The sequence below is a fragment of the Serratia sp. 201 genome, assembly GCF_037027545.1.
GTDB lineage: Bacteria > Pseudomonadota > Gammaproteobacteria > Enterobacterales > Enterobacteriaceae > Serratia > Serratia bockelmannii.
Genome location: NZ_JAXCHC010000005.1, coordinates 185,455 through 207,509, shown reverse-complemented (window position 1 = coordinate 207,509; position 22,055 = coordinate 185,455). Strand labels below are relative to the sequence as shown.

18 protein-coding genes are annotated in these 22,055 nt (G+C 58.5%); 2 read left to right on the top strand and 16 right to left on the bottom strand.

Annotated elements, in window-relative coordinates; genetic code table 11:
• Positions 1 to 33 precede the first annotated feature (33 nt).
• The 15 genes from thrP to trxA form a co-directional block, all read right to left on the bottom strand.
• Positions 34 to 1,437 carry a bifunctional threonine/serine APC transporter ThrP gene (thrP, locus tag WA302_RS22570; protein WP_025304867.1) on the bottom strand — a complete coding sequence of 468 codons (1,404 nt, stop codon included), beginning with the start codon at positions 1,435 to 1,437 and terminating at the stop codon, positions 34 to 36.
• A 366-nt stretch (positions 1,438 to 1,803) separates the two neighbouring features.
• Positions 1,804 to 2,544, bottom strand: a complete 741-nt coding sequence (gene wecG / locus WA302_RS22565; protein ID WP_025304866.1) for a lipopolysaccharide N-acetylmannosaminouronosyltransferase — start codon at positions 2,542 to 2,544, stop codon at positions 1,804 to 1,806.
• Between the two features lie 14 nt (positions 2,545 to 2,558).
• Positions 2,559 to 3,926: an ECA oligosaccharide polymerase gene (wzyE, locus tag WA302_RS22560; protein ID WP_336064752.1), complete on the bottom strand. Its 1,368-nt coding sequence runs from the start codon at positions 3,924 to 3,926 to the stop codon at positions 2,559 to 2,561.
• A complete protein-coding gene (locus tag WA302_RS22555; RefSeq protein WP_261456758.1) occupies positions 3,923 to 5,008 on the bottom strand; it encodes a TDP-N-acetylfucosamine:lipid II N-acetylfucosaminyltransferase in 1,086 nt (361 codons plus the stop codon). The genes wzyE and WA302_RS22555 overlap by 4 nt, the downstream gene beginning before the upstream one ends.
• Positions 5,005 to 6,255, bottom strand: coding sequence for a lipid III flippase WzxE (wzxE, locus tag WA302_RS22550; RefSeq protein ID WP_025304863.1), 1,251 nt, complete (start codon positions 6,253 to 6,255; stop codon positions 5,005 to 5,007). The genes WA302_RS22555 and wzxE overlap by 4 nt, the downstream gene beginning before the upstream one ends.
• 1 nt (position 6,256) lies before the next feature.
• Positions 6,257 to 7,387: a dTDP-4-amino-4,6-dideoxygalactose transaminase gene (rffA, locus tag WA302_RS22545; RefSeq protein ID WP_049203642.1), complete on the bottom strand. Its 1,131-nt coding sequence runs from the start codon at positions 7,385 to 7,387 to the stop codon at positions 6,257 to 6,259.
• Complete coding sequence (gene rffC / locus WA302_RS22540) at positions 7,374 to 8,105, bottom strand: dTDP-4-amino-4,6-dideoxy-D-galactose acyltransferase (RefSeq protein ID WP_043142245.1); 732 nt, start codon at positions 8,103 to 8,105, stop codon at positions 7,374 to 7,376. Before rffC ends, rffA begins: the two co-directional genes overlap by 14 nt.
• Positions 8,083 to 8,964 carry a glucose-1-phosphate thymidylyltransferase RfbA gene (rfbA, locus tag WA302_RS22535; protein WP_043142249.1) on the bottom strand — a complete coding sequence of 294 codons (882 nt, stop codon included), beginning with the start codon at positions 8,962 to 8,964 and terminating at the stop codon, positions 8,083 to 8,085. The genes rffC and rfbA overlap by 23 nt, the downstream gene beginning before the upstream one ends.
• Before the next feature lie 48 nt (positions 8,965 to 9,012).
• Positions 9,013 to 10,086 (bottom strand): dTDP-glucose 4,6-dehydratase, encoded by a 1,074-nt coding sequence (gene rffG / locus WA302_RS22530; RefSeq protein ID WP_193389589.1) that lies wholly within the window; start codon positions 10,084 to 10,086, stop codon positions 9,013 to 9,015.
• On the bottom strand, positions 10,077 to 11,339 hold the full coding sequence (wecC, locus tag WA302_RS22525; protein WP_049203647.1) for a UDP-N-acetyl-D-mannosamine dehydrogenase: 1,263 nt from the start codon (positions 11,337 to 11,339) through the stop codon (positions 10,077 to 10,079). The genes rffG and wecC overlap by 10 nt, the downstream gene beginning before the upstream one ends.
• Positions 11,336 to 12,466 (bottom strand): non-hydrolyzing UDP-N-acetylglucosamine 2-epimerase, encoded by a 1,131-nt coding sequence (gene wecB / locus WA302_RS22520; RefSeq protein WP_043142254.1) that lies wholly within the window; start codon positions 12,464 to 12,466, stop codon positions 11,336 to 11,338. The genes wecC and wecB overlap by 4 nt, the downstream gene beginning before the upstream one ends.
• A gap of 86 nt (positions 12,467 to 12,552) precedes the next feature.
• Positions 12,553 to 13,605, bottom strand: coding sequence for an ECA polysaccharide chain length modulation protein (gene wzzE / locus WA302_RS22515; protein WP_043142257.1), 1,053 nt, complete (start codon positions 13,603 to 13,605; stop codon positions 12,553 to 12,555).
• A gap of 27 nt (positions 13,606 to 13,632) precedes the next feature.
• Entirely contained in the window at positions 13,633 to 14,730 is a 1,098-nt protein-coding gene (wecA, locus tag WA302_RS22510) for a UDP-N-acetylglucosamine--undecaprenyl-phosphate N-acetylglucosaminephosphotransferase (RefSeq protein WP_025304855.1), read from the bottom strand.
• Positions 14,731 to 15,026: 296 nt separating this feature from the next.
• Positions 15,027 to 16,286 (bottom strand): transcription termination factor Rho, encoded by a 1,260-nt coding sequence (rho, locus tag WA302_RS22505; RefSeq protein ID WP_004934188.1) that lies wholly within the window; start codon positions 16,284 to 16,286, stop codon positions 15,027 to 15,029.
• A 400-nt stretch (positions 16,287 to 16,686) separates the two neighbouring features.
• Positions 16,687 to 17,013, bottom strand: coding sequence for a thioredoxin TrxA (gene trxA / locus WA302_RS22500; RefSeq protein ID WP_025304854.1), 327 nt, complete (start codon positions 17,011 to 17,013; stop codon positions 16,687 to 16,689).
• 131 nt (positions 17,014 to 17,144) lie between these two features.
• Here trxA and rhlB point away from each other — a divergent pair, with 131 nt between their 5' ends.
• Together rhlB and ppx are read left to right on the top strand one after the other, a co-directional pair.
• The gene (gene rhlB / locus WA302_RS22495; RefSeq protein ID WP_025304853.1) at positions 17,145 to 18,431 is read left to right on the top strand and encodes an ATP-dependent RNA helicase RhlB; all 1,287 of its coding nucleotides are present in this window, start codon (positions 17,145 to 17,147) and stop codon (positions 18,429 to 18,431) included.
• 5 nt (positions 18,432 to 18,436) lie between these two features.
• Positions 18,437 to 19,933, top strand: a complete 1,497-nt coding sequence (ppx, locus tag WA302_RS22490) for an exopolyphosphatase (RefSeq protein WP_025304852.1) — start codon at positions 18,437 to 18,439, stop codon at positions 19,931 to 19,933.
• Positions 19,934 to 19,965: 32 nt separating this feature from the next.
• Here the strand turns inward: ppx and rep are convergent, their stop codons facing one another.
• The gene (gene rep, locus WA302_RS22485) at positions 19,966 to 21,990 is read right to left on the bottom strand and encodes a DNA helicase Rep (protein WP_043142264.1); all 2,025 of its coding nucleotides are present in this window, start codon (positions 21,988 to 21,990) and stop codon (positions 19,966 to 19,968) included.
• Between the last annotated feature and the right edge of the window lie 65 nt (positions 21,991 to 22,055).

Here is a 22,055-nt window from a genome sequence, read left to right as displayed (position 1 = left end):
AGGAAAGCGCACTCCGTAGCCCCTTTTCACCGTTTATTGCCGCGTTTCTACCCGATTTTCAGCCGGATGATGTTTCTTATGCATACCGAAAGCGAAGTAGCACAGGCTGACGCCGGCTAAGAAAATCGCCCCGACCAGCAGGGAAATTCGCGTATCTGGGTTGATTCCCATGCCGACCAGCACGCAAACCAGAAAAGCGATGGTCAGATAGTTCACATACGGGAACATGATCGACTTAAAGCTGTGGGTTTTGATCGCTTCCTTATGGGCACGGCGGAAATAGAGCTGGCTTATCAGCACCACGAACCACGGCACCATGCCCGGCAGCACGCTGGCGCTGTAGACATACACGAACACCTGCTCCGGATTCGGGATGATGTAGTTCAGCGCGGACCCCACCAACAGACAGGCGATGGTGACGGCGATGCAGTTCACCGGCACACCGCTGGCGGAAAGCTTGGTCAACGCCGCCGGCAGTTGGCGGTTCTTGGCCAAGGCGTACAGCATGCGGCCGCCGCTGTACATGCCGCTGTTGCAACCGGAGAGCGCGGCGGTCAGCACCACAAAGTTGATAATGCCGGCGGCGGCGACGATGCCGATCTTGGCGAAGGTCAGCACAAACGGGCTGCCGGTGGTGCCGATGCCGTTCCACGGGAAGATGGTCACGATGACGAAGATTGCGCCGACATAGAAGATCAGGATGCGCCACAGGATATTGTTGATCGCGCGTTTCAGCGTCACCTGCGGGTTCTTGGCTTCCCCGGCGGTGATGCCTACCAGCTCAACCCCCTGATAGGACGCCACCACGATGCACAGCGCAAACAGGAAGCCTTTCCAGCCACCGGCAAAGAAACCGCCGTGCGCCGTCAGATTGGCGAAACCGATAGGCTCACCGCCGTTGCCGAAACCGAAGAAGATCACCCCCAGCCCCACCAGAATCATCACGATGATGGTGGTGACCTTGATCATGGCGAACCAGAACTCCAGCTCACCGTACAGGCGCACCGCCGCCAGGTTGGCCAGCGCCACCATCGCCACGGCGATCAGTGCAGGCACCCACTGCGGTATTTCCGGGAACCAGAACTGCACATACACCCCGATGGCGGTGATCTCAGAAATACCAACGGCGATCCACATAAACCAGTAACCCCAGGCGGTCAGGTAACCGAAGTAGGGATTCATGTACTTATGCGCGTAAACGGCAAACGACCCGGCGACCGGCTCGAGGAACAGCATCTCCCCCATCGAACGCATAATGAAAAACACGAACAGCCCGGCGATGATGTAAGCCAGCAGCACCGACGGCCCGGCCCATTTCAGCGTACTGGCCGAACCCATAAACAGGCCGACGCCGATGGTGCCCCCCAGAGCGATAAGCTCGATGTGCCGGGCCTCAAGGCCCCGGTGTAGCCCTTGCGGTTTCTCTTTGTGTGCCATAAATCCTCAATAATTTTTCTCGGGTTGTGTTTGCCTGCCGGCCGCTGCCGGTCGTTATTGTCATTATTAAAAGAATAAATCATCCCCTGCCGTTCGGGTTGGCATCAACGGGTAGTCGGAGCGAAGTTACCGTGAGAAGAACATCGTTCAGCGCTGTCGCATCAGGCTTCAGCGGCCGGGGATAATTTCCGGGCGGTATCGTTTCGCATTTCGCCGCTATAAGCAAACCGCAATTTAAAACTTTATGGAATAAATGCGGCTGCGTTTAGGGCTGGGGGTTATAGATATGCGGGAGAAACGTGCAAAAGCAGATTATTGGTACAGCAGACCGGAGCGGAACAGCACTTTCCGCCCCGGATGTAGAGGTTACATCTTGCCGCTGTAGTAGTAGCCGACAAACTTCAACAGCTTCAACTGCCGGCCGATGCGGCTGGGCTGGCTGAGCAGGCGGTAGAGCCACTCCAGACCGAGGTTCTGCCACACCTTGGGCGCACGCTTCACGTGGCCGGTAAAGACGTCGTAGGTGCCGCCCACGCCCATGTACAGCGCCTGCGGATGCACCTTGCGGCAGTCGCGCATCAGGATCTCCTGCTTCGGCGATCCCATCGCCACCGTCACGATAGCGGCACCGCTGGCGCGAATACGCTCGAACAGCGCCTCACGTTGCTCCGGTTTGAAATAGCCATCCTGGCTACCCACCAGGTTGACATTCCACTGGCTGCGCAGCTTTTGCTCGGTTTCCGCCAGCACCTCCGGCTTGCCGCCGACCAGGAAGACCGGCGTGCCTTCACGACCGGCGCGCTGCATCAAGGCTTCCCACAGATCGGCGCCCGCAACGCGCGAAACGTCCGCCGCCGGGTATTTGCGGCGAATCGAGCGCACCATGCTGATGCCGTCGGCGTACTTGTACTCCGCCTCATCCAGCAACGCATGCAGCGCCGGGTCCTCTTCCGCCTTCAGGATCTTTTCCGCGTTCATGGCCACCAGCGTGCCCTGTTTGACCCGGCCGCCGTCGAACAGAAAGTCCATGCAGTGCGCCATATCGCGAAAGCCCCACAGGCTGAAACCGCGCAGCTCATACTGCGGCACCGAAATCTTTGTTTCCATCGTTCTCATTACCCTTACAAAAGACCGTCCGCCCGTGGGGGAGAGGCCAGCGCGCGGGCGCGCGTCACTCTGGCCTTGATCAGCCCGGCGGTATCGAACAGCCAATACAGCAACTTCGCCAGCACCAGACAGGCGCCGAAAATAATGCAGAAGAACACCACGCGCGACACGAATGAATCCACCCCTTCGCGCGCCAACACAATCATGTTGAACACCGCTCCGAAGCAGAATCCTTGCAGGATAGCCGCCTTATAGCGGTTCGGCTCGGTTTTGCCCAACTCATACAGCCAGTCGAACCACTTGATGATCATGCCCACCAGAATCGCGCCGAGCGGGATAAACAGCGCGCCGCCCATCACCACCAGCGAACCGATCAGCGTCGGGGATATCGCCAGCCCGGAGTGGTTGTTCAGCACTTCCCAGGTGAAATAGTTGGCCGAGTTCAGCACCACGTCCGGCCGGCCCGGCCATAGCCACGTTGGGATAAAGACGTAGAAATCACGCAAGATCGGCGCCAGGCCCTGGAAATCGATCTTGTCGTAATTTTGCAGCAGCAGCGCCAGGTTTTCCCACGGCGAGAAAGTATCGCGGGTCAGATAAAGGAAGGTATAAAACGCTTCCGCGCCGCTGACGTCCAGGCTGTAGCGCTTCAACGCCAGCCAGAACATGCCGACCACACCGAATATGCCCGCCGCCGCCAACATCCACAGCGTGATCCAGCCGCGCACGATACCGATAAACAGGAACAGCGCGAAGGCGATGATGATATTGGCGCGGGTGCCGCCGACGATGACGTAGGTCAGAATGCCGAACGCCACCGTCGCCACCAGGAACAAGAACCAGGCGCGCAGATCCTGCCGCAGGAAATAGACCACCAGCATCGCCGGAATGAAGAAGTAGAAGAACCGTTTGAGCGCCACGCCGGACACGTCGCTGGAGAAGATCTGGCTGTAGGAATTGAGCTTGAACAGCAGGAAGCCGTTCTGCATGAAGAAGATACCCACGGTGCCGATCGCCACCAGGGCCAGAAGCACCCAGGTCATATGGGTTTCCACCCGGTTCATGGTGAACAGCGCCGCACGCGGCTGAGAGCGGCGCTTGCGCAGCCGGGTCTTGTAGGTGACGTAATAGATGGCGTAAAACGCCGTCGCCGACAGCAAGGCGTACAGCAGAAACTCCACCGGTACCACCTCGACGTCAAACTGAAACACTAGCAGACAGGTCAGCGGGAAGCCGAAATAAAACGTCAGCAAATACAGCAGCGAGAAGAAGACGTTGAAGTTAAAGCGCACGCGCCGAAACTCCTGGTAGGTCAGCGTCAGAATAAACGTCAGGCTGACCAGGTAGACGACGAACAGGCCGCCGAATTGCACCAACGTCATGAGAGCTCTCCCGCCGCCAGCGCCAGAGCTTGCTGCCAGCCGTCGACATAGTTCGGATTGAAGAAGGCGATCGTCTGCTTGTCCACCGCCGCCAGCTGACGCTGCGCTTCGCGCACCACCGCCTCGTCGAGCGAGTCACCGTAGAACAGCACCGGCAGGTGCTGTTCCGCCAAATCCTGCCAGAACGGGTTCTGCCGGCTGAGCACGAAAGGCACGCCAAACTGAATCAGCAGGCACAGGGTGCCTATCCCCTGCTGGCGATTGAAAATGAAATAGCCGAGATCGCAGGCGCGCAGAATATTGAGGTAGTCTTCAAATGCCACCTGCTGCGTGAGCAGCTGCAGATTTTTCTCGCCGAACAGCGGCAATCCGGCGGCACGCACCTGCTCGATGTAAGCGTCGTTATTGGCCGGATAGCCCATCGGCAGGATCACGCGCACGTCGGCGCCGAACTGCTGATGGATCGCCTGCAGTGCTTCGATATGCCGATTGCTGCGATCACCGGAGTTGCCCACCAGAATCGTCATCGGCCCGGCCAGATTTTTCTCGACGTGAACGTCGGTCAGCGCCGGATCCATGCGGGTCGGGAAGTACAGCAGCGAAGCCGGTACCCGCGCATGGCGCTGCTGGTAGTGAATCACGTCGCCGCGGGTAGCAAATACATTCCCCACCCGCCCCTGGGCAATGCGGCGCAGCAGATAAAACAGCCTGAATTTCCAGCTGGTGGCGTCTTCGTACAGATCGGCGCCCCAAATATGCCAACTGATCTGACGCGCCTTGATCTTGCCGCTCAGCAGCGCCAGCCACAGCCCCGGATTAAACTGGCCGTGTAGGAAGAAGCGCGCAGCGCGATCGGCCTGGGCGCGGGCGATCACCGCCGCCGCCAGGCTTTTCTTATCGGCGTAAGGCTCAATATTCAGGGCGGGGAAATCCCCCAGTGCCGCCACATCCTTGGCCGCCACCATAAAATGCCGCGTCTGCTCAGCCGGCAAACGCGGCACCAGCACGTCGTTGAAGAAGCGCAGCACCGTCTGGTTATGATGCGGGATATCGGATCCCAGAACGTGAATCAGTGTGGTCATACTCGTCTACGATAAATAAGAAACACGCAGCTACAGAGCGCGAAATACACGATGTAGGTTGCCATATAGGCCTGAGCCGCACCCAGCGCGCCGTGCTGCGGGATCAGCCAGTGCGAGAACAGCGTCAGCAGCAGAAACTGGCTGACTTCCGTCAGGATATAAAAGCGCAGCGACGCTTTAGCGATCACCAAATAGCCGAACACATAAGCCCCGACTTTCAGCACGTCGCCCACCAGTTGCCAGGCAAACAGATCGCGCATGGCGACGAATTTATCCGAGAACAGCAGCCAGATAGCGAAATCGCGCAGCACCCAGACCGTAAAGCTCGCTGCCGCTACCGCCGGCAGCACGAATTTCAGCGAGCGCACGATCTCCCGCGAGATGGCGCCCTTGTCCGTCAGCCGCGACAGCGTCGGCAGCAGATAGACGGTAAACGAGGCGGTGATAAACTGCAGATAGGCATCGGAAATGCTGCTGACGCCTTGCCAGATCCCCACCTCATCCCAACCGTAATGCGCGGCCAGCAGGTTTCGCATCATGACGTAGGCCACCGGCAGCGTCACCGAGGTGATCAACGCCATGACGGTGAATTTGCCGAGGTTACCGGCCACCCGTTTGTCCCAACGCAGCGCCAAATAGCGCAGCGGCAGCGTTTTGCGCCGCCACAGCATCAGCCCGGCCGGCAGCACCACCAACGCCGGCACCAGCGCCAGCCCCGCCAGCGCACCTTCATAGCCGCCCAGCTTGAAGCACAGGTAATATGCCACCACGCCGATCAGGCTACCGCCGATCACCGCCAGCGCATTGCCCATCGCGTCGCGATAGCCTTTCAGCACCGCCATGAACAGGTTGGCGTAGGCGATGCCCATCTGAATGAAAGCGACGGCGCGCACCACGCCGACGTAATCGGCATGCCCGAACAGCCCGATGCTGATCGGTTCGGCGGCGAACAGAAACACCAGCGCCAGCAAGGTCGAAAAGCCCAGCACGATGCTCGACGCGGTACCGACCGCCAGGCGCAAACGCTGCGGATCCTGATGGTACTCCGCAACGTATTTGGTTATACCGTTAAAAATACCCGCGCCGGACAGCACGCCCAGCACGGTGATCAACTGGCGAAAGTTACCCGCCTGCCCCACGCCGCTGGGGCCAAACGCTACCGCCAGCAGTTTCACCACCAAGAGCCCCACGCCAATTTTGATCAGCGTGGAGCCGGCGGTCCATATCGATGCTTTTGCCAACGACATATCAGGCAAAGAAGCTCAGGATGGTATTGATTACCGTACGCTGATTGACATCAGACATATTGTAGAACAGCGGCAAGCGCACCAGACGCGCACTTTCCTGCGTGGTGTAACGATCTTCGCCGGCAAAGCGGCCAAACTGTTCGCCGGCCGGGCAGTCATGCAGCGGGATATAGTGGAACACGGCCATGATTTCGGCTTCCTTCAGGTAGTCGATAAAGGCCGTGCGCTCTTCGATATCACGCAGCTTGATATAGAACATGTGCGCGTTATGCACGCAGTCGGCTGGGATGCTCGGCAGTTCGATGCGGCCGGCCTTTGCCAACGACAGGAAGCTGTCGTAGTACTTCTGCCACAGTGCCAAACGGCGCTGGTTGATGCGTTCCGCCACTTCCAGCTGGCCCCACAGGTAAGCGGCCTGCAGGTCAGACATCAAATAGCTGGAACCGATGTCGCGCCAGGTATATTTATCGACCTGGCCACGGAAGAACTGGCTGCGGTTGGTGCCTTTCTCGCGGATGACTTCCGCCCGATCGATCAGGGCCGGATCGTTCACCAGCGTCGCGCCGCCTTCGCCGCCGGCGGTGTAGTTTTTGGTTTCATGGAAGCTGAAGCAGCCGATATGGCCAATGGTGCCCAATGCCTTGCCTTTGTAGGTCGACATCACACCCTGCGCGGCGTCTTCCACCACGAACAGGTTATATTTCTTCGCCAGCGCCATGATGGTATCCATCTCGCAGGCAACGCCGGCATAGTGCACTGGCACAATCGCGCGGGTTTTATCGGTGATCGCCGCTTCGATTTTGGTTTCGTCGATGTTCATGGTGTCCGGACGCAGGTCGACGAACACCACTTTGGCACCGCGCAGCACAAAGGCGTTGGCGGTTGAAACGAAGGTAAAGCTCGGCATGATCACTTCGTCACCCGGCTGAATATCCAGCAGGATGGCGGCCATTTCCAACGACGCGGTGCAGGAAGGCGTCAACAACACTTTCGCGCTGCCGAAACGCTGTTCCATCCACTGCTGGCAGCGACGGGTAAAGCCGCCGTCGCCGCACAATTTGCCGCTGCCCATGGCAGCCTGCATATATTCCAGTTCAGTGCCAACAACCGGTGGAGCGTTAAATGGAATCATGTCTACCTCTGTATAACCAGTACGCGGTGCTTTCAATCACGGCACCCTGTCGTTGATAGAGTCGTAATGCGGCGATATTGCCTGTCTGGGTCGCGACCCGCAGGCGCTGCATTCCTTGCCGCCGACATTCGGCCAGCGCCGCAGTCATCAGCCGAGTGCCAATGCCCCGGCCTGATACGCCGGGGAAAGCCGCCAGCAGGCCGATACGCATTTCCTGGCCGCCAATGTCACGCAGGCTGACAAATCCCTCTGGCCGCCCCTGTTCGTCCAGCGCCAACAGGCACTGATGATCGAAGGTGCCCAGAACGGCCTTTTCGATCCACAAAGCATAAAACCGGCCGCTGTCATCAGGTTGATACCAGGGGGTACGAAAGCGGCTGACGGTGAACGCCTGAGCCGCCGCGGTGCGCAATGCCGGGATATCGGCTTCTGCCGCCAGGCGGGACGTCTGGGCGACGAAACCCGGTTCAACCACGTGATCATGCTCAAGAGCCAGAACCAGATCGACCTCGCCCTCAACCAGGCGAAATCCCAAATCAGCCAGACCGTCCGCCAACGCAAGGTGCTGAGCGGGGACTTTGGCCTGCACCAAGGCATAAGCCGCCAGATCGGCTTCGGCAAGCGCCGGAGCCGAGGAGGAGAAGCTGAGTTTCGCGCTGTCTAGCGCGAAAAACTCGCTTTCCCACGCCAAAGGCTCAATAGTGGCGTGGACGCACATGCAGCAGATCCAACAGGTACTTACCGTAACCGGTTTTCGACAAGGCGTTGGCGGCACGTTTGAGTCCCTTGTCATCCAGCCAACCGTTGCGCCAGGCAATTTCCTCTAGACAGGCGATTTTAAAGCCCTGGCGTTTTTCTACCGTCTGCACGAAGCTGCTGGCTTCCAGCAGACTGTCGTGAGTCCCGGTGTCCAACCAGGCGAAACCGCGTCCCAACAGCTCGACGGTCAGTTCACCGCGCTCCAGATACATCTGGTTGATGCTGGTGATTTCCAGCTCGCCGCGCTCAGAAGGCTTCACCTGCTTGGCAAACTCCACCACTTGGCTATCGTAGAAGTACAGACCGGTCACCGCCCAATCGGATTTCGGTTTCTTCGGTTTCTCTTCGATCGACAGCGCACGGAAGTTGCCGTCAAACTCCACGACGCCAAAGCGTTCAGGATCCATGACCTGATAACCGAACACGGTGGCCCCTTCGGTGCGGGCCGCGACGGTTTTTAATTTCGGGCTGAAAGATTGGCCGAAGAAGATGTTATCGCCCAACACCAGGCAGCAAGAATCGCCGTTGATAAACTCCTCGCCGATCAGAAACGCCTGCGCCAGACCTTCAGGCTTAGGCTGCGCAGCGTAGCTGAGATTGACGCCGAACTGTTCGCCGTTACCCAACAAACGTTCGAAGGACGGCAGATCTTCCGGGGTCGAGATGATCAAAATGTCGCGGATCCCCGCCAGCATCAGTACCGACATCGGGTAATAGATCATCGGCTTGTCATAAATCGGCAGCAGTTGCTTGGACACGCCACGAGTGATCGGATGAAGACGCGTACCGGAACCGCCAGCCAGAATAATACCTTTCATACTTACTCCAAAAACCGCCGCGCCGCCGCAGAGCGACGCGGCGTTAAATTAATCTGACAACCCTAAACGCTCGCCGGCATAAGAACCGTCTTGCACCCGGCGCCACCAGGTTTCGTTAGCCAGGTACCAGGCTACCGTCTTGCGAATGCCGCTTTCGAAGGTTTCCTGCGGCCGCCAGCCCAACTCACGATCGATTTTGCTAGCGTCGATGGCATAACGCATGTCGTGGCCCGGGCGATCCTTCACGTAAATGATGAGATCGCGGTAGTTCGCCACGCCTTCTGGTTTGTTTGGCGCCAGTTCCTCCAGCAGATCGCAAATGGTCTGTACCACTTCGATATTCTTGCGCTCGTTGTGGCCACCAATATTGTAAGTTTCGCCCACCACGCCTTCGGTCACGACCTGATAGAGCGCACGCGCGTGATCCTCGACATACAACCAGTCACGCACCTGCGCGCCGTTGCCGTATACCGGCAGCGGTTTGCCGGCTACCGCATTCAGGATCACCAACGGAATTAACTTCTCCGGGAAGTGATAAGGACCGTAGTTATTCGAACAGTTAGTCACGAGGGTCGGCAAACCGTAGGTGCGTAACCAGGCACGCACCAGATGATCGCTCGACGCCTTGGAGGCGGAATACGGACTGCTCGGCGCATAGGGCGTGGTTTCGGTGAACAGATCGTCGGTGCCGTGCAGGTCGCCGTACACTTCGTCGGTGGAGATATGATGGAAACGGAAAGCCAGCTTCTTCTCCGCCGCCAACGGCTGCCAGTAATGGCGCGCCGCTTCCAGCATCGTGTAAGTGCCAACCACGTTAGTCTCGATAAAGGCCGCCGGGCCGTCGATAGAACGATCGACGTGGCTTTCCGCCGCCAGGTGCATCACTACATCCGGTTGATACTGGGCAAATACCCGATCCAACCCGGCGCGATCGCAGATGTCGACCTGCTCAAAAGCATAGCGCTCGCTCTCGGCCACCACCGCCAGCGACTCGAGGTTACCGGCATAGGTCAGCTTATCCACCACCACCACGCTGTCGCCGGTGGCCTCGATGATGTGCCGCACAACTGCGGAGCCAATGAAACCGGCACCACCGGTAACTAAAATACGTTTCAACGCCATACTCCTTTGGTATCAACAACCCATGTTTGTTTTACATCTTCCGGCCGGATGGCCCTGAACTGTTGGTGATCGACCAACATCACGATCACATCGGCCTGCTGCAACGCCTCGGCAATCGGCGTCAACGTCACATGGCCCGCCAGCGACTTCGGCAACTGTTCGACGTTCGGTTCCACCGCCAGCGTTTCGCCGACGTGCCATTCGGCGATCAGGTGCGCCACCTCTACCGCCGGGCTTTCACGCAAATCGTCGATATTCGGCTTGAAGGCCAGGCCGAAACAGGCAATTTTCACCTCGGACGCGCGCTTGTCGGTGGCGGCCAGGCAATCGGCCACCGCCGCTTTCACACGGTCGACCACCCACAGCGGTTTGCCGTCGTTCACCAGGCGTGCGGTGTGGATCAGGCGCGCCTGCTGCGGATTCTGCGCCACGATAAACCACGGATCGACGGCAATGCAGTGACCGCCGACGCCCGGCCCCGGCTGCAGAATATTCACCCGCGGATGGCGGTTTGCCAGGCGGATAAGCTCCCAGACGTTAATCCCCTGCTCGGCGCAAATCAGCGACAGTTCGTTGGCAAAGGCGATATTCACGTCGCGGAAGCTGTTTTCCGTCAGCTTACACATCTCGGCGGTGCGCGAATTGGTGATCACGCATTCGCCCTCGAGGAAAATCTTGTACAGCGCGCTGGCGCGCTCCGAGCACTTCGGCGTCATGCCGCCGATCACGCGGTCGTTTTGAATCAGCTCCACCATCACCTGCCCCGGCAACACGCGCTCCGGGCAGTAGGCGATATTCACGTCCGCCGCTTCACCCGCGTGCTGCGGGAAGCTGAGATCGCTGCGCGCCTGCGCCAGCCATTCTGCCATTTGTTCGGTGGCGCCCACCGGCGAGGTGGACTCCAGGATCACCAGATCGCCTTTTTTCAGCACCGGCGCCAGCGATTTCGCCGCCGCTTCGACATAGGCCAGATCCGGCTCGTGATCGCCTTTGAACGGGGTAGGCACTGCGATCAGGAACGCATCGGCCGCCCGTGGTTTGGTCACCGCCTGCAGGAACCCGCCGTCGACGGCGTCCTTGACCACTTTATCCAGATCCGGCTCGACGATGTGGATCGCGCCGCGGTTAATGGTATCTACCGCATGTTGGTTAACATCTACACCCACCACTTTTTTCTTGCGGGAGGCAAACGCCGCCGCCGTTGGCAAGCCGATATAACCCAGGCCGATAACCGAAATAGTGTCAAAACTCATAGTTTCACCTGATGATTCTTTAAAGCTTCGAGGATACGCTGACAGGCATGCCCGTCACCGTACGGGTTGTGCGCCCGACTCATCGCGTGATATTCGCTTTCGTCCGTCAACAGCCGGGTCACCGCTTCAACAATTTTGGCCACATCGGTGCCGACCAGACGCACCGTGCCCGCATCTACCGCCTCCGGGCGTTCGGTGGTGTCGCGCATCACCAGCACCGGTTTGCCTAACGATGGCGCCTCTTCCTGAATGCCGCCGGAATCGGTCAGGATCATGTAAGCCTGGGTCATCAAATAGACAAACGGCAGATAATCCTGCGGTTCGATCAGCATGACGTTGTCGATGCCTTTCAAAATGCGATTCACCGGCTCACTGACGTTTGGATTGAGATGCACCGGATACACCACCTGCACTTCCGGGTGATTGCTGGCGATCTCCGCCAGCGCGCTGCAAATCCGCTCAAAGCCGCCGCCAAAGCTTTCGCGGCGATGGCCGGTGACCAAGATCAGTTTCTTGTCGGCGTCGAGGAACGGGTAACGCTGTGCCAGGCCCGCGCGCAGCGCAGCATCACTCATCACGCGGTCGCGCACCCAGAACAGCGCGTCGATTACCGTATTGCCGGTCACGAAAATGCGGTTGTCCGGCAGCAGCTCGCGCAACAGATTCTGGCGCGAGTTCTCGGTTGGCGCGAAATGGTACATCGCCAGATGGCCGGTCAGTTTGCGGTTGGCCTCTTCCGGCCAGGGAGAATACAGATTGCCGGTACGCAGCCCGGCCTCGACATGCCCAACGGGGATGCGTTGATAGAACGCCGCCAGGCTGGTCGCCAGCGTGGTGGTGGTATCGCCGTGCACCAGCACCACGTCCGGTTTGAAGTCTTCCAGCACCCCTTTCAACCCTTCCAGGATGCGACAGGTGATTTCCGTTAGCCCCTGGCCGGGTTTCATGATGTTCAGGTCGTAATCCGGCGTGATCTCAAACAACCGCAATACCTGATCCAACATCTCACGATGCTGTGCCGTTACGCAGACTCTTGCGTCAAAGGCCTCATCCTGGGCCAGTGCATGTACCAGCGGCGCCATTTTAATGGCTTCAGGTCTGGTGCCGAAAACAGTCAACACTTTCACAGCGAATCTCTTTTGGTCGGTTAATCGCAGGCACCGCCTGCGAATGGGGAGCTCACGCGCCCTGCATCAGATTATTATATTATTTTTTAACTACGCGGCCGACGCGCCAAGGCAACACCCGCGCCAACCAAAGCGCCCATCGCGCCCCACAGAATCAGCCAGAATACCCGGCGTGGGCTGTCACGTTTTACCGGCTCTTCCGGCGTGCGCAAATAACGATAGGTCTGGAACTTCTCATCCAACGTCGGGCCAACGTTCAGCGTCGCCAGCATCGCGCGGTTCTGATCGTAATCCAGATCGTAGGTCGGGCCGGAGGCCTGCAGGCCTTCCAGACGTGCCTGCAGCATTGGCCGGCCCAGCAGGAACAGATCAGAATCCGGCAGTTGCTCGGCCGGAGTGTCGGTTTGCGTGCGGCTAATCCCCTGGCTTTCAGCGATTTTCAGCGCCTGCTGCGTGGTATTCAGCTCGCGCTTGTAAACCGACTCTGCCACCGCTTCCTGACGCTTGACCTGCGCCTTCATCGAGGTGGTGCGAGCGGCCCATGCCCCTTGGATCTCTTCGTTCAGGTGCAGAGCAGCACGGTGGCTGGCGAAAGCCACGTATTGACGCAGCAGGCGGTTGGCGTCCGCGGCGGTTTCCGCCGTCAGCTTCACGCCGTCGTTCGGGACTTTTTTGTCGTCACGCGGCGTGAACAGGATGTTGTTGATCAGCTCGTCGAGCAGCGCCGCATCGGCGCGGGCATCCCCTTCCTGACGTTGCTTGTAATAATCACTCTGCAGCCAGAAATCGCGACGCGTATCGTAAGCCGCCAGTTGCATGATGAACTCATTGTACGCTTCATCCGCGATGCTCGGCTGATCGCCCGCCGCCGCCGGCAACGTGCGCACATCCAGATTGCGCAGGAACTGTTGCTGGGAGTAGTAACCGCCCAGCGCATTCACTGTGGGTTTGTCGGTGATTGCGGTCGCGCTCCATTCTTGCTTAACCAGATAAGAGACGATCAGCGCGACCGCCGCGAACAGCACCGCAATGCCGATTATCCACGGTTTGCCGCGCCACAGGGTGCAGCACAGGCCGCGGATATCGAGTTCGTTATCCACCGCCGGGGTATGCTTGTCAGACGTTGTTTCTGGATTCATCACAGCCAAAAAGCCTCTGGTCTCTGGTTAAGGTACTTGCTTGTTATCGCCCGAACGCCGCAGCCGGCGCTTGATACGCTTAATGTACCGCGCAACCCGCCAGGCGCGCTTGATGCAGTAACCGTACAGGAAGAATGCAAGCAAGAATAATGCCAACATAACCCACTCAGGGATAAAAGTCAGGCGTTCGCCGATCACGCCCACCGCCGCCAGCAATGCGGCCGCCAGGGTGATCAATACGAAAGCCTGCCGTGGCGTAAAGCCGGCGCGCATGATCAGGTGGTGAATATGTTGACGATCGGGAGAGAAGGGGCTCATCCCCTTGCGTAAACGACGATACATGATTGCTATCATGTCCATCAGCGGAATAGCGATGATCCACAGCGCAGTCACCGGGTTAATCGAGTGTGCCTTGCCCTGCGAGCTTTGCAACAGCAGCCAAATGGCGGTAAAGCCGATCAGGGTACTGCCGGCATCCCCCATGAACACCTTATAACGGCGGCCGAGGATGCCGAGGTTGAGCAAAATATAGGGAACGATGGTGGCGATCATCGCAAAGCACCAGAACGCCATCTCATGGTGACCGCTCAGGTACAGCAACAGACCCAGCGCGCCGAAGGAAACGCATGACAGCCCACCCAGCAGGCCATCAATGCCATCGACCATGTTGAAGGCGTTGATCGCCGCCCATACCGCGAACAGCGTCACCAAATAGCCGAACGGCCCCAGCAACATCTCCCAGTCGCCCAGCACATGGCCGAAGCTGCGCAGATACAGACCGGCGAACACCATCATGGCGATGCCGACCAACGCCTGCACCAGGGCGCGGATCTTAACGCTGATGTCAAAACGATCGTCGAGCGCGCCCACAAACACCAGAATGCCGGCGCAGGTGAGGTAAAGCTTGGCGTGCGCGATAGGCTGTTCGGAGATCCAAAATGCGAAGCACAATCCGGCATAAACGGAAATACCGCCGACCAGAGGAATCAGCCCCTGATGGCGTTTGCGATAATTGGGTTTATCTACCAGACCAATACGTTTTGCCGCCTTGCGGGCAACAAAGAGAAAAGCCAAAGAAAACAGGAAAACAAATAGAATTTCAGTACTCATAGTGAGTAAGTTCACAGTTAACAGATCTCTGTAGAAGATAAGGCAGCTTACCACGGGCAATAGCTTGTGCCATCGGCCCCCGCCACCTTTCGGTCATTTCCTATGACAACGGTGATTCATGCCTATTTTCTTCGCATCGGCTGACAAAACGACAGCAGCAAAGCCGACCGACGCAACGCCGACCGACAAACAAGATGAATTCTCAATAAGTCGAGGAAACAACTTACTTTTCCATTACTGCTACTTATCGTATCCGCCAAAAGCGAAAAACGCCACGACTAGGCGTGGCGTTCAGCGAATTTTTTAACGAATTATGAGCGTTTCATCATATCGAAGAATTCATCGTTGGTTTTAGTCATCGCCAACTTATTAATGAGGAACTCCATCGCGTCAATCTCACCCATCGGGTGAATGATTTTGCGCAGGATCCACATTTTTTGCAGCTCTTCGGAGGTGGTGAGCAGCTCTTCTTTACGGGTACCGGAGCGGTTGTAATCGATCGCCGGGAATACGCGTTTCTCGGCGATTTTACGCGCCAAGTGCAATTCCATGTTGCCGGTACCTTTAAATTCTTCGTAGATCACTTCGTCCATCTTCGAACCGGTATCAACCAGCGCGGTCGCGATGATGGTCAGGCTGCCGCCCTCTTCCACGTTACGTGCCGCACCGAAGAAACGCTTCGGACGATGCAGGGCGTTGGCGTCCACACCACCGGTCAGCACCTTACCGGAAGCCGGTACCACGGTGTTGTAGGCACGCGCCAGACGGGTGATAGAGTCAAGCAGAATGATCACGTCTTTCTTGTGCTCAACCAGGCGTTTGGCCTTCTCGATTACCATTTCGGCCACTTGCACGTGGCGCGAAGCCGGTTCGTCGAAGGTCGATGCGATCACTTCACCTTTCACCAGGCGCTGCATCTCGGTCACTTCTTCCGGACGTTCGTCGATCAGCAGCACCATCAGCACGCAGTCTGGGTGGTTGTAAGCGATACTCTGCGCAATGTTCTGCAGCAGCATGGTTTTACCGGCTTTCGGCGGTGCCACGATCAGGCCACGCTGGCCGCGGCCAATCGGTGCCGCCAGGTCCAGTACGCGCGCCGTCAGGTCTTCGGTCGAGCCGTTGCCGCGCTCCATCCGCAGACGGGAATTGGCGTGCAGCGGCGTCAAGTTCTCGAACAGGATCTTGCTGCGGGCGTTTTCCGGCTTGTCGTAGTTGACTTCGTTGACTTTCAACAGGGCAAAATAGCGCTCGCCTTCTTTTGGCGGACGAATCTTACCGGAAATGGTGTCACCTGTGCGGAGGTTGAAGCGGCGGATTTGGCTAGGGGATACATAGATGTCGTCGGGACCGGCGAGGTAGGAACTGTCTCCAGAGCGGAGGAAACCGAATCCATCCTGCAATATCTCGAGCACGCCGTCGCCGAAGATATCTTCTCCGCTTTTCGCATGTTGCTTCAGAATGGAGAAGATAATGTCCTGCTTGCGCATGCGGGCAAGGTTTTCCAGCCCCATATTTTCGCCGAGAGTAATCAGCTCAGAAACCGGCGTATTCTTTAATTCGGTAAGATTCATAGTGGTGGGTTCTTAAACTCGGGGTATGTCTCGAACTTGTATCGTGAATGGTATGGCAGCGAGATGCGTGCCTGTTTACTGGACGTTCGATCACCGGGCGCAGAGCCGTCGCGGTAAGAAATGGCTTACATCGGGCGCACGCATTGACGGTTGAAGATCGAAGGTACCTTAAAAATGATTTTTGCAAAACCGTTTGATTGCCAAAACACGGGCTGAGTTCAGTTTACTTTCAACGCCAGTGGTTCGACACAGAGTATAGCTTTAGATTCAAACTCTTTAGATTTAAAACTTCGGGCAAGTTCTATATGCAGTGTGGTTAAACTTAACACGCTTCTTGGCAGGCGTCTAGCGGTGAATTGAACATCACCGCCAGGCACCTGATACTGGGCTTCCCGCCCGATTACAGATTCGCGTTCAGGAAATCTTTGAGCTGACCTTTAGACAACGCGCCAACCTTGGTCGCGGCCACTTCACCGTTCTTGAACAGCAACAGCGTAGGGATGCCACGGATACCGTACTTAGGCGCGGTAGCCGGGTTCTGATCGATATTCAGCTTGGTGATGGTCAGTTTGCCTTCGAACTCTTCGGCAATCTCATCCAGAATCGGAGCAATCATCTTGCACGGCCCACACCATTCAGCCCAGAAATCGACCAGGATCGGCCCTTCCGCATTCAGCACATCGGCTTCGAAGCTGCTGTCAGTCAGGTGAATAATTTTATCGCTCATGTTCTACTCCACAGGATTATGTCTACCTTGTTGGTGTAGCATTAACCAACTCAAGGTGATTTTATTGCACCGCGTTTATTTCAACGGATGTGCTTTCGTAAAGCAATAGTTAGCTGATATTCTACCACACTATGAGCAAAACACACTTGACCGAACAGAAGTTTTCCGACTTCGCCCTGCACCCGTTAGTCCTTGAAGCCCTTGAGAAAAAAGGGTTTCACAATTGCACGCCTATCCAGGCGTTAGCATTGCCGCTCACGCTCTCCGGGCGTGACGTTGCAGGTCAGGCGCAAACCGGTACCGGAAAGACGCTGGCGTTTTTGGCGTCTACTTTTCACTATTTGCTGACTCACCCGGCGAAACAGGATCGCCAGACCAATCAGCCGCGCGCCTTGATCATGGCGCCTACGCGTGAACTGGCGGTGCAAATCCACTCCGATGCTGAAGCGCTCTCCCAGAGCACCGGCCTCAAACTGGGCCTGGCCTACGGCGGCGACGGCTACGACAAACAGCTGAAAGTGCTGGAAAGCGGCGTGGACATTCTGATTGGCACCACCGGCCGTTTAATCGATTACACCAAGCAGAACTATGTCGATCTCGGCGCGATGCAGGTTGTCGTGCTGGATGAAGCCGATCGCATGTACGATCTTGGCTTTATCAAAGACATCCGTTGGCTGTTCCGCCGTATGCCTACGGCCGATCAACGCCTGAACATGCTGTTTTCCGCTACCCTGTCCTATCGCGTACGCGAATTGGCCTTTGAGCAGATGAACAACGCCGAATATGTTGAAGTGGAACCGGAACAGAAAACCGGCCACCGCATTAAAGAAGAGCTGTTCTACCCGTCCAACGAAGAAAAAATGCGTCTGCTGCAGACGCTGATCGAAGAAGAGTGGCCGGATCGCGCCATCATCTTCGCCAACACCAAGCACCGCTGCGAAGACATCTGGGGCCATCTGGCCGCCGACGGTCACCGCGTCGGCCTGCTGACCGGTGACGTGGCGCAGAAAAAACGCCTGCGCATCCTCGACGATTTCACCAAGGGCAACCTGGATATCCTGGTCGCCACCGACGTCGCCGCGCGCGGTCTGCACATTCCCGCCGTCACGCACGTCTTCAACTACGATCTGCCTGACGACTGCGAAGACTACGTGCACCGCATCGGCCGTACCGGCCGAGCAGGCGCCAGCGGCCACTCCATCAGCCTGGCGTGTGAAGAGTACGCGCTCAACCTGCCGGCGATCGAGACCTATATCGACCACAGCATTCCGGTGAGCAAGTACAACAGCGATGCGCTGCTGACCGATCTGCCGGCGCCGAAGCGCCTGTCGCGTCCGCGCGGCGGCAACGGCCCACGTCGCAACTCCGCGCCTCGTCGCGGCGGCGCGCCGCGCAGCAACCGTAAACGCCCGAGCTGATCGCCATGCTCAGCTCCAGCACGCTTTATGCTGCCATCGATCTCGGCTCCAACAGCTTCCACATGTTGGTGGTGCGCGAGGTAGCCGGCAGCATTCAGACTCTGGCGCGGATCAAGCGCAAGGTGCGCCTGGCGGCCGGGCTGGATCAGCACAATCACCTGTCGCATGAGGCCATGCAGCGCGGCTGGCAGTGTCTGCGGCTGTTCTCTGAACGCCTGCAGGACATTCCGCGCGAGCAGATCCGCGTCGTCGCCACCGCCACGCTGCGCCTGGCGTCCAACGCCGATGAGTTCCTGCAGGTCGCCGAGCAAATCCTCGGCTGCCCGGTGCAGGTGATCAGCGGCGAAGAAGAGGCACGGCTGATTTATCACGGCGTCGCGCACACCACCGGCGGGCCGGATCAGCGGCTGGTCGTCGACATCGGCGGCGGCAGCACCGAACTGGTCACCGGCACCGGCGCACAGGCATCGCAGCTGTATAGCCTGTCGATGGGCTGCGTTACCTGGCTGGAGCGCTACTTCAGCGACCGCAACCTCGGGCAAGAAAACTTCGAGCGCGCCGAACAGGCCGCGCGCGAAATGGTGCGGCCGATCGCACCGCAGCTGCGCCAGCAAGGTTGGCAGATCTGCGTCGGCGCTTCCGGCACCGTGCAAGCGCTGCAGGAGATCATGGTGGCGCAAGGCATGGATGAACGCATCACCCTGCCCAAGCTGCGCCAGTTGAAACAGCGTGCCATTCAGTGCGGCAAGCTGGAAGAGTTGGAGATCGAAGGGTTGACGCTGGAGCGCGCGCTGGTCTTCCCGAGCGGCTTGTCCATTCTGCTGGCCATTTTCCAGGAGCTCGGCATCGAGAGCATGATGCTGGCCGGCGGAGCGCTGCGTGAAGGCCTGGTTTACGGCATGCTGCATCTGCCGGTGGAGCAGGATATTCGCATCCGCACCATCCGCAACCTGCAGCGCCGTTACCTGATCGATACCGAGCAGGCCGAACGCGTGAGCCAGCTCGCCGCCAATTTCTCGCAGCAGGTCGCCAACGAGTGGCAGCTGGACACCCGATGTCGCGAGCTATTGCACAGCGCCAGCCTGATCCACGAACTCGGCCTCAGCGTCGATTTCAAGCAGGCGCCGCAACACGCCGCCTACCTGATCCGCCACCTGGACTTACCCGGCTTTACCCCGGCGCAGAAAAAACTGCTGGCCACCCTGCTGCAAAACCAGAGCAACCCTCTCGACCTGTCGCTGTTGAACCAGCAAAACGCCCTGCCGCCGCGCACCGCGCAGCGTCTGTGCCGCATTTTGCGCCTGGCGATCATCTTCGCCAGCCGCCGCCGCGACGACACGCTGCCGGCGGTGCGTTTACGCGCCAATCAGGACGATGAACTGACGGTGATTTTGCCGCCGGGGTGGCTGGAACAGCATCCGCTGCGCGCCGAGGCGCTGGAGCAGGAAAGCCACTGGCAGAGCTACGTCCACTGGACGCTGCGGTTGGAAGAACAACGTTGAAATGACCAGGGCGCGATGAGCGCCCTGTCTTTTTAATTCCCGCCTTTGGCCTTGGCCAGCTGGGCGCGGATATTGGCCAGATGGCTCTGCCCTTTCTGCATCCGCTCCTGCGGGCTCACCACTTTGCGCTCGGTTTCCCACGCCAAATCGTCCTGCGGCAACTCCAGCAGGAAGCGGCTCGGCTCCGGCCGCACCAGCTCACCGTACTGACGGCGCTCGCGGCACAGGGTGAAGATCAGCTCTTTTTGCGCGCGGGTGATCCCCACATAGGCCAGACGCCGCTCTTCGTCGACATTGTCTTCGTCAATGCTGCTCTGGTGCGGCAGCAGGCCCTCTTCCATGCCCACCAGGAACACGTAAGGGAACTCCAGCCCCTTGGAGGCGTGCAGCGTCATCAGCTGTACCTGATCCAGTTCTTCTTCGCTTTCGCCGCGCTCCATCATGTCGCGCAGGGTGAAGCGCGTCACCACCTGGGTCAGCGTCATCGGCTCGTCCAAATCGTTGCCTTCCAGCATCTCCGTCATCCAACCGAACAGCGTGTTGACGTTCTTCATCCGCATTTCGGCGGCCTTCGGGCTGGTCGAGGTTTCAAACAGCCAGCTTTCATAATCCACGCCGCGGATCAGATCGCGCACCGCCGCCACCGGCTCACGCTCCGCCTGTTGAGCGATGCCGCCCAGCCAATGGGTGAAGCGCTGCAACGATTCCAGCCCGCGCCCGGTCAAGTGCTGGCTCAGCCCCAGATCGAAACTGGCGTGGAATAAACTCTTGTTGCGCTGGTTGGCCCATTCGCCGAGCTTCTGCAGCGTCGCCGGGCCGATCTCGCGCTTGGGGGTATTGACGATGCGCAGGAAGGCGCTGTCGTCCTCCGGGTTGGTCAGCACGCGCAGGTAGGCCAGCAGATCCTTGATCTCGGGGCGCGAGAAGAACGAGGTGCCGCCGGAAATCTTGTACGGAATGCGGTTCTGCATCAGCATCTTTTCAAACACCCGCGACTGGTGGTTGCCGCGGTACAGGATCGCATAGTCGCCGTAGTTGGTCTTTTTCACGAAGTGGTGGGCGATCAGCTCCCCCACCACCCGCTCGGCTTCGTGCTCCTCGTTGTTGGCGGTCACCACTTTCAGCTCTTCGCCATACCCCAGCTCGGAAAACAGCCGTTTTTCAAACACGTGCGGGTTATTGGCGATCAGGATATTGGCCGCCTTCAGAATGCGCTCGCTGGAACGGTAGTTTTGCTCCAGTTTGATCACCTGCAGCGCCGGGAAATCCTCCTTCAGCAGCACCAGGTTCTGCGGCCGCGCGCCGCGCCAGGAGTAGATCGACTGGTCATCGTCACCCACCACGGTAAAGCGCGCGCGGTTGCCCACTAACAGCTTCACCAGCTCGTACTGGCTGGTGTTGGTATCCTGGTATTCATCCACCAGCAGGTAGCGGATGCGCTGCTGCCAGCGTTCGCGCACCTCTTCGTTGCGTTGCAACAGCAGCGTTGGCAACAGGATCAGGTCGTCGAAGTCCAGCACGTTGCACGCCCGCATATGGGCGTGGTACAGGCCGTAGCAGTGGGCGAACAGCTTGTCGCGCTCCGAGCGCGCCAGCTCCGCCGCCCGCTGGGGATCGATCAGGTCGTTTTTCCAGTTGGAGATGGTCGAAATCAGCTGCGCCACCAGCGTTTTATCGCTTTCCAGCCACTTTTCGGTCAGCTCTTTCAACAGCGCCAGCTGATCCTGGTCGTCGAACAGCGAGAAGTTGGATTTCATCCCCAACGCCACGTATTCCCGCTTGATGATCTCCAGCCCCAGGGTATGGAAGGTGGAAATCATCAGCCCGCGCGCCTCTTTGCGCCCCAGGGTTTGCGACACGCGCTCTTTCATCTCGCGCGCGGCCTTGTTGGTAAAGGTCACGGCGGCGATGTGCCGCGCCTGGTAGCCGCAGTGGTGGATCAGGTGGGCTATCTTGTTGGTGATAACGCGCGTCTTGCCGGAACCGGCACCGGCCAACACCAGGCAGGGCCCGGTAACGAATTCGACGGCTTGTTGTTGGCTGGGGTTTAATCGCATGGTGCTGGCTTGCTCGGCTGTAAAACGTGGAAGGGAATTGTAGCAGAAAGCGCCGACGAGATTTA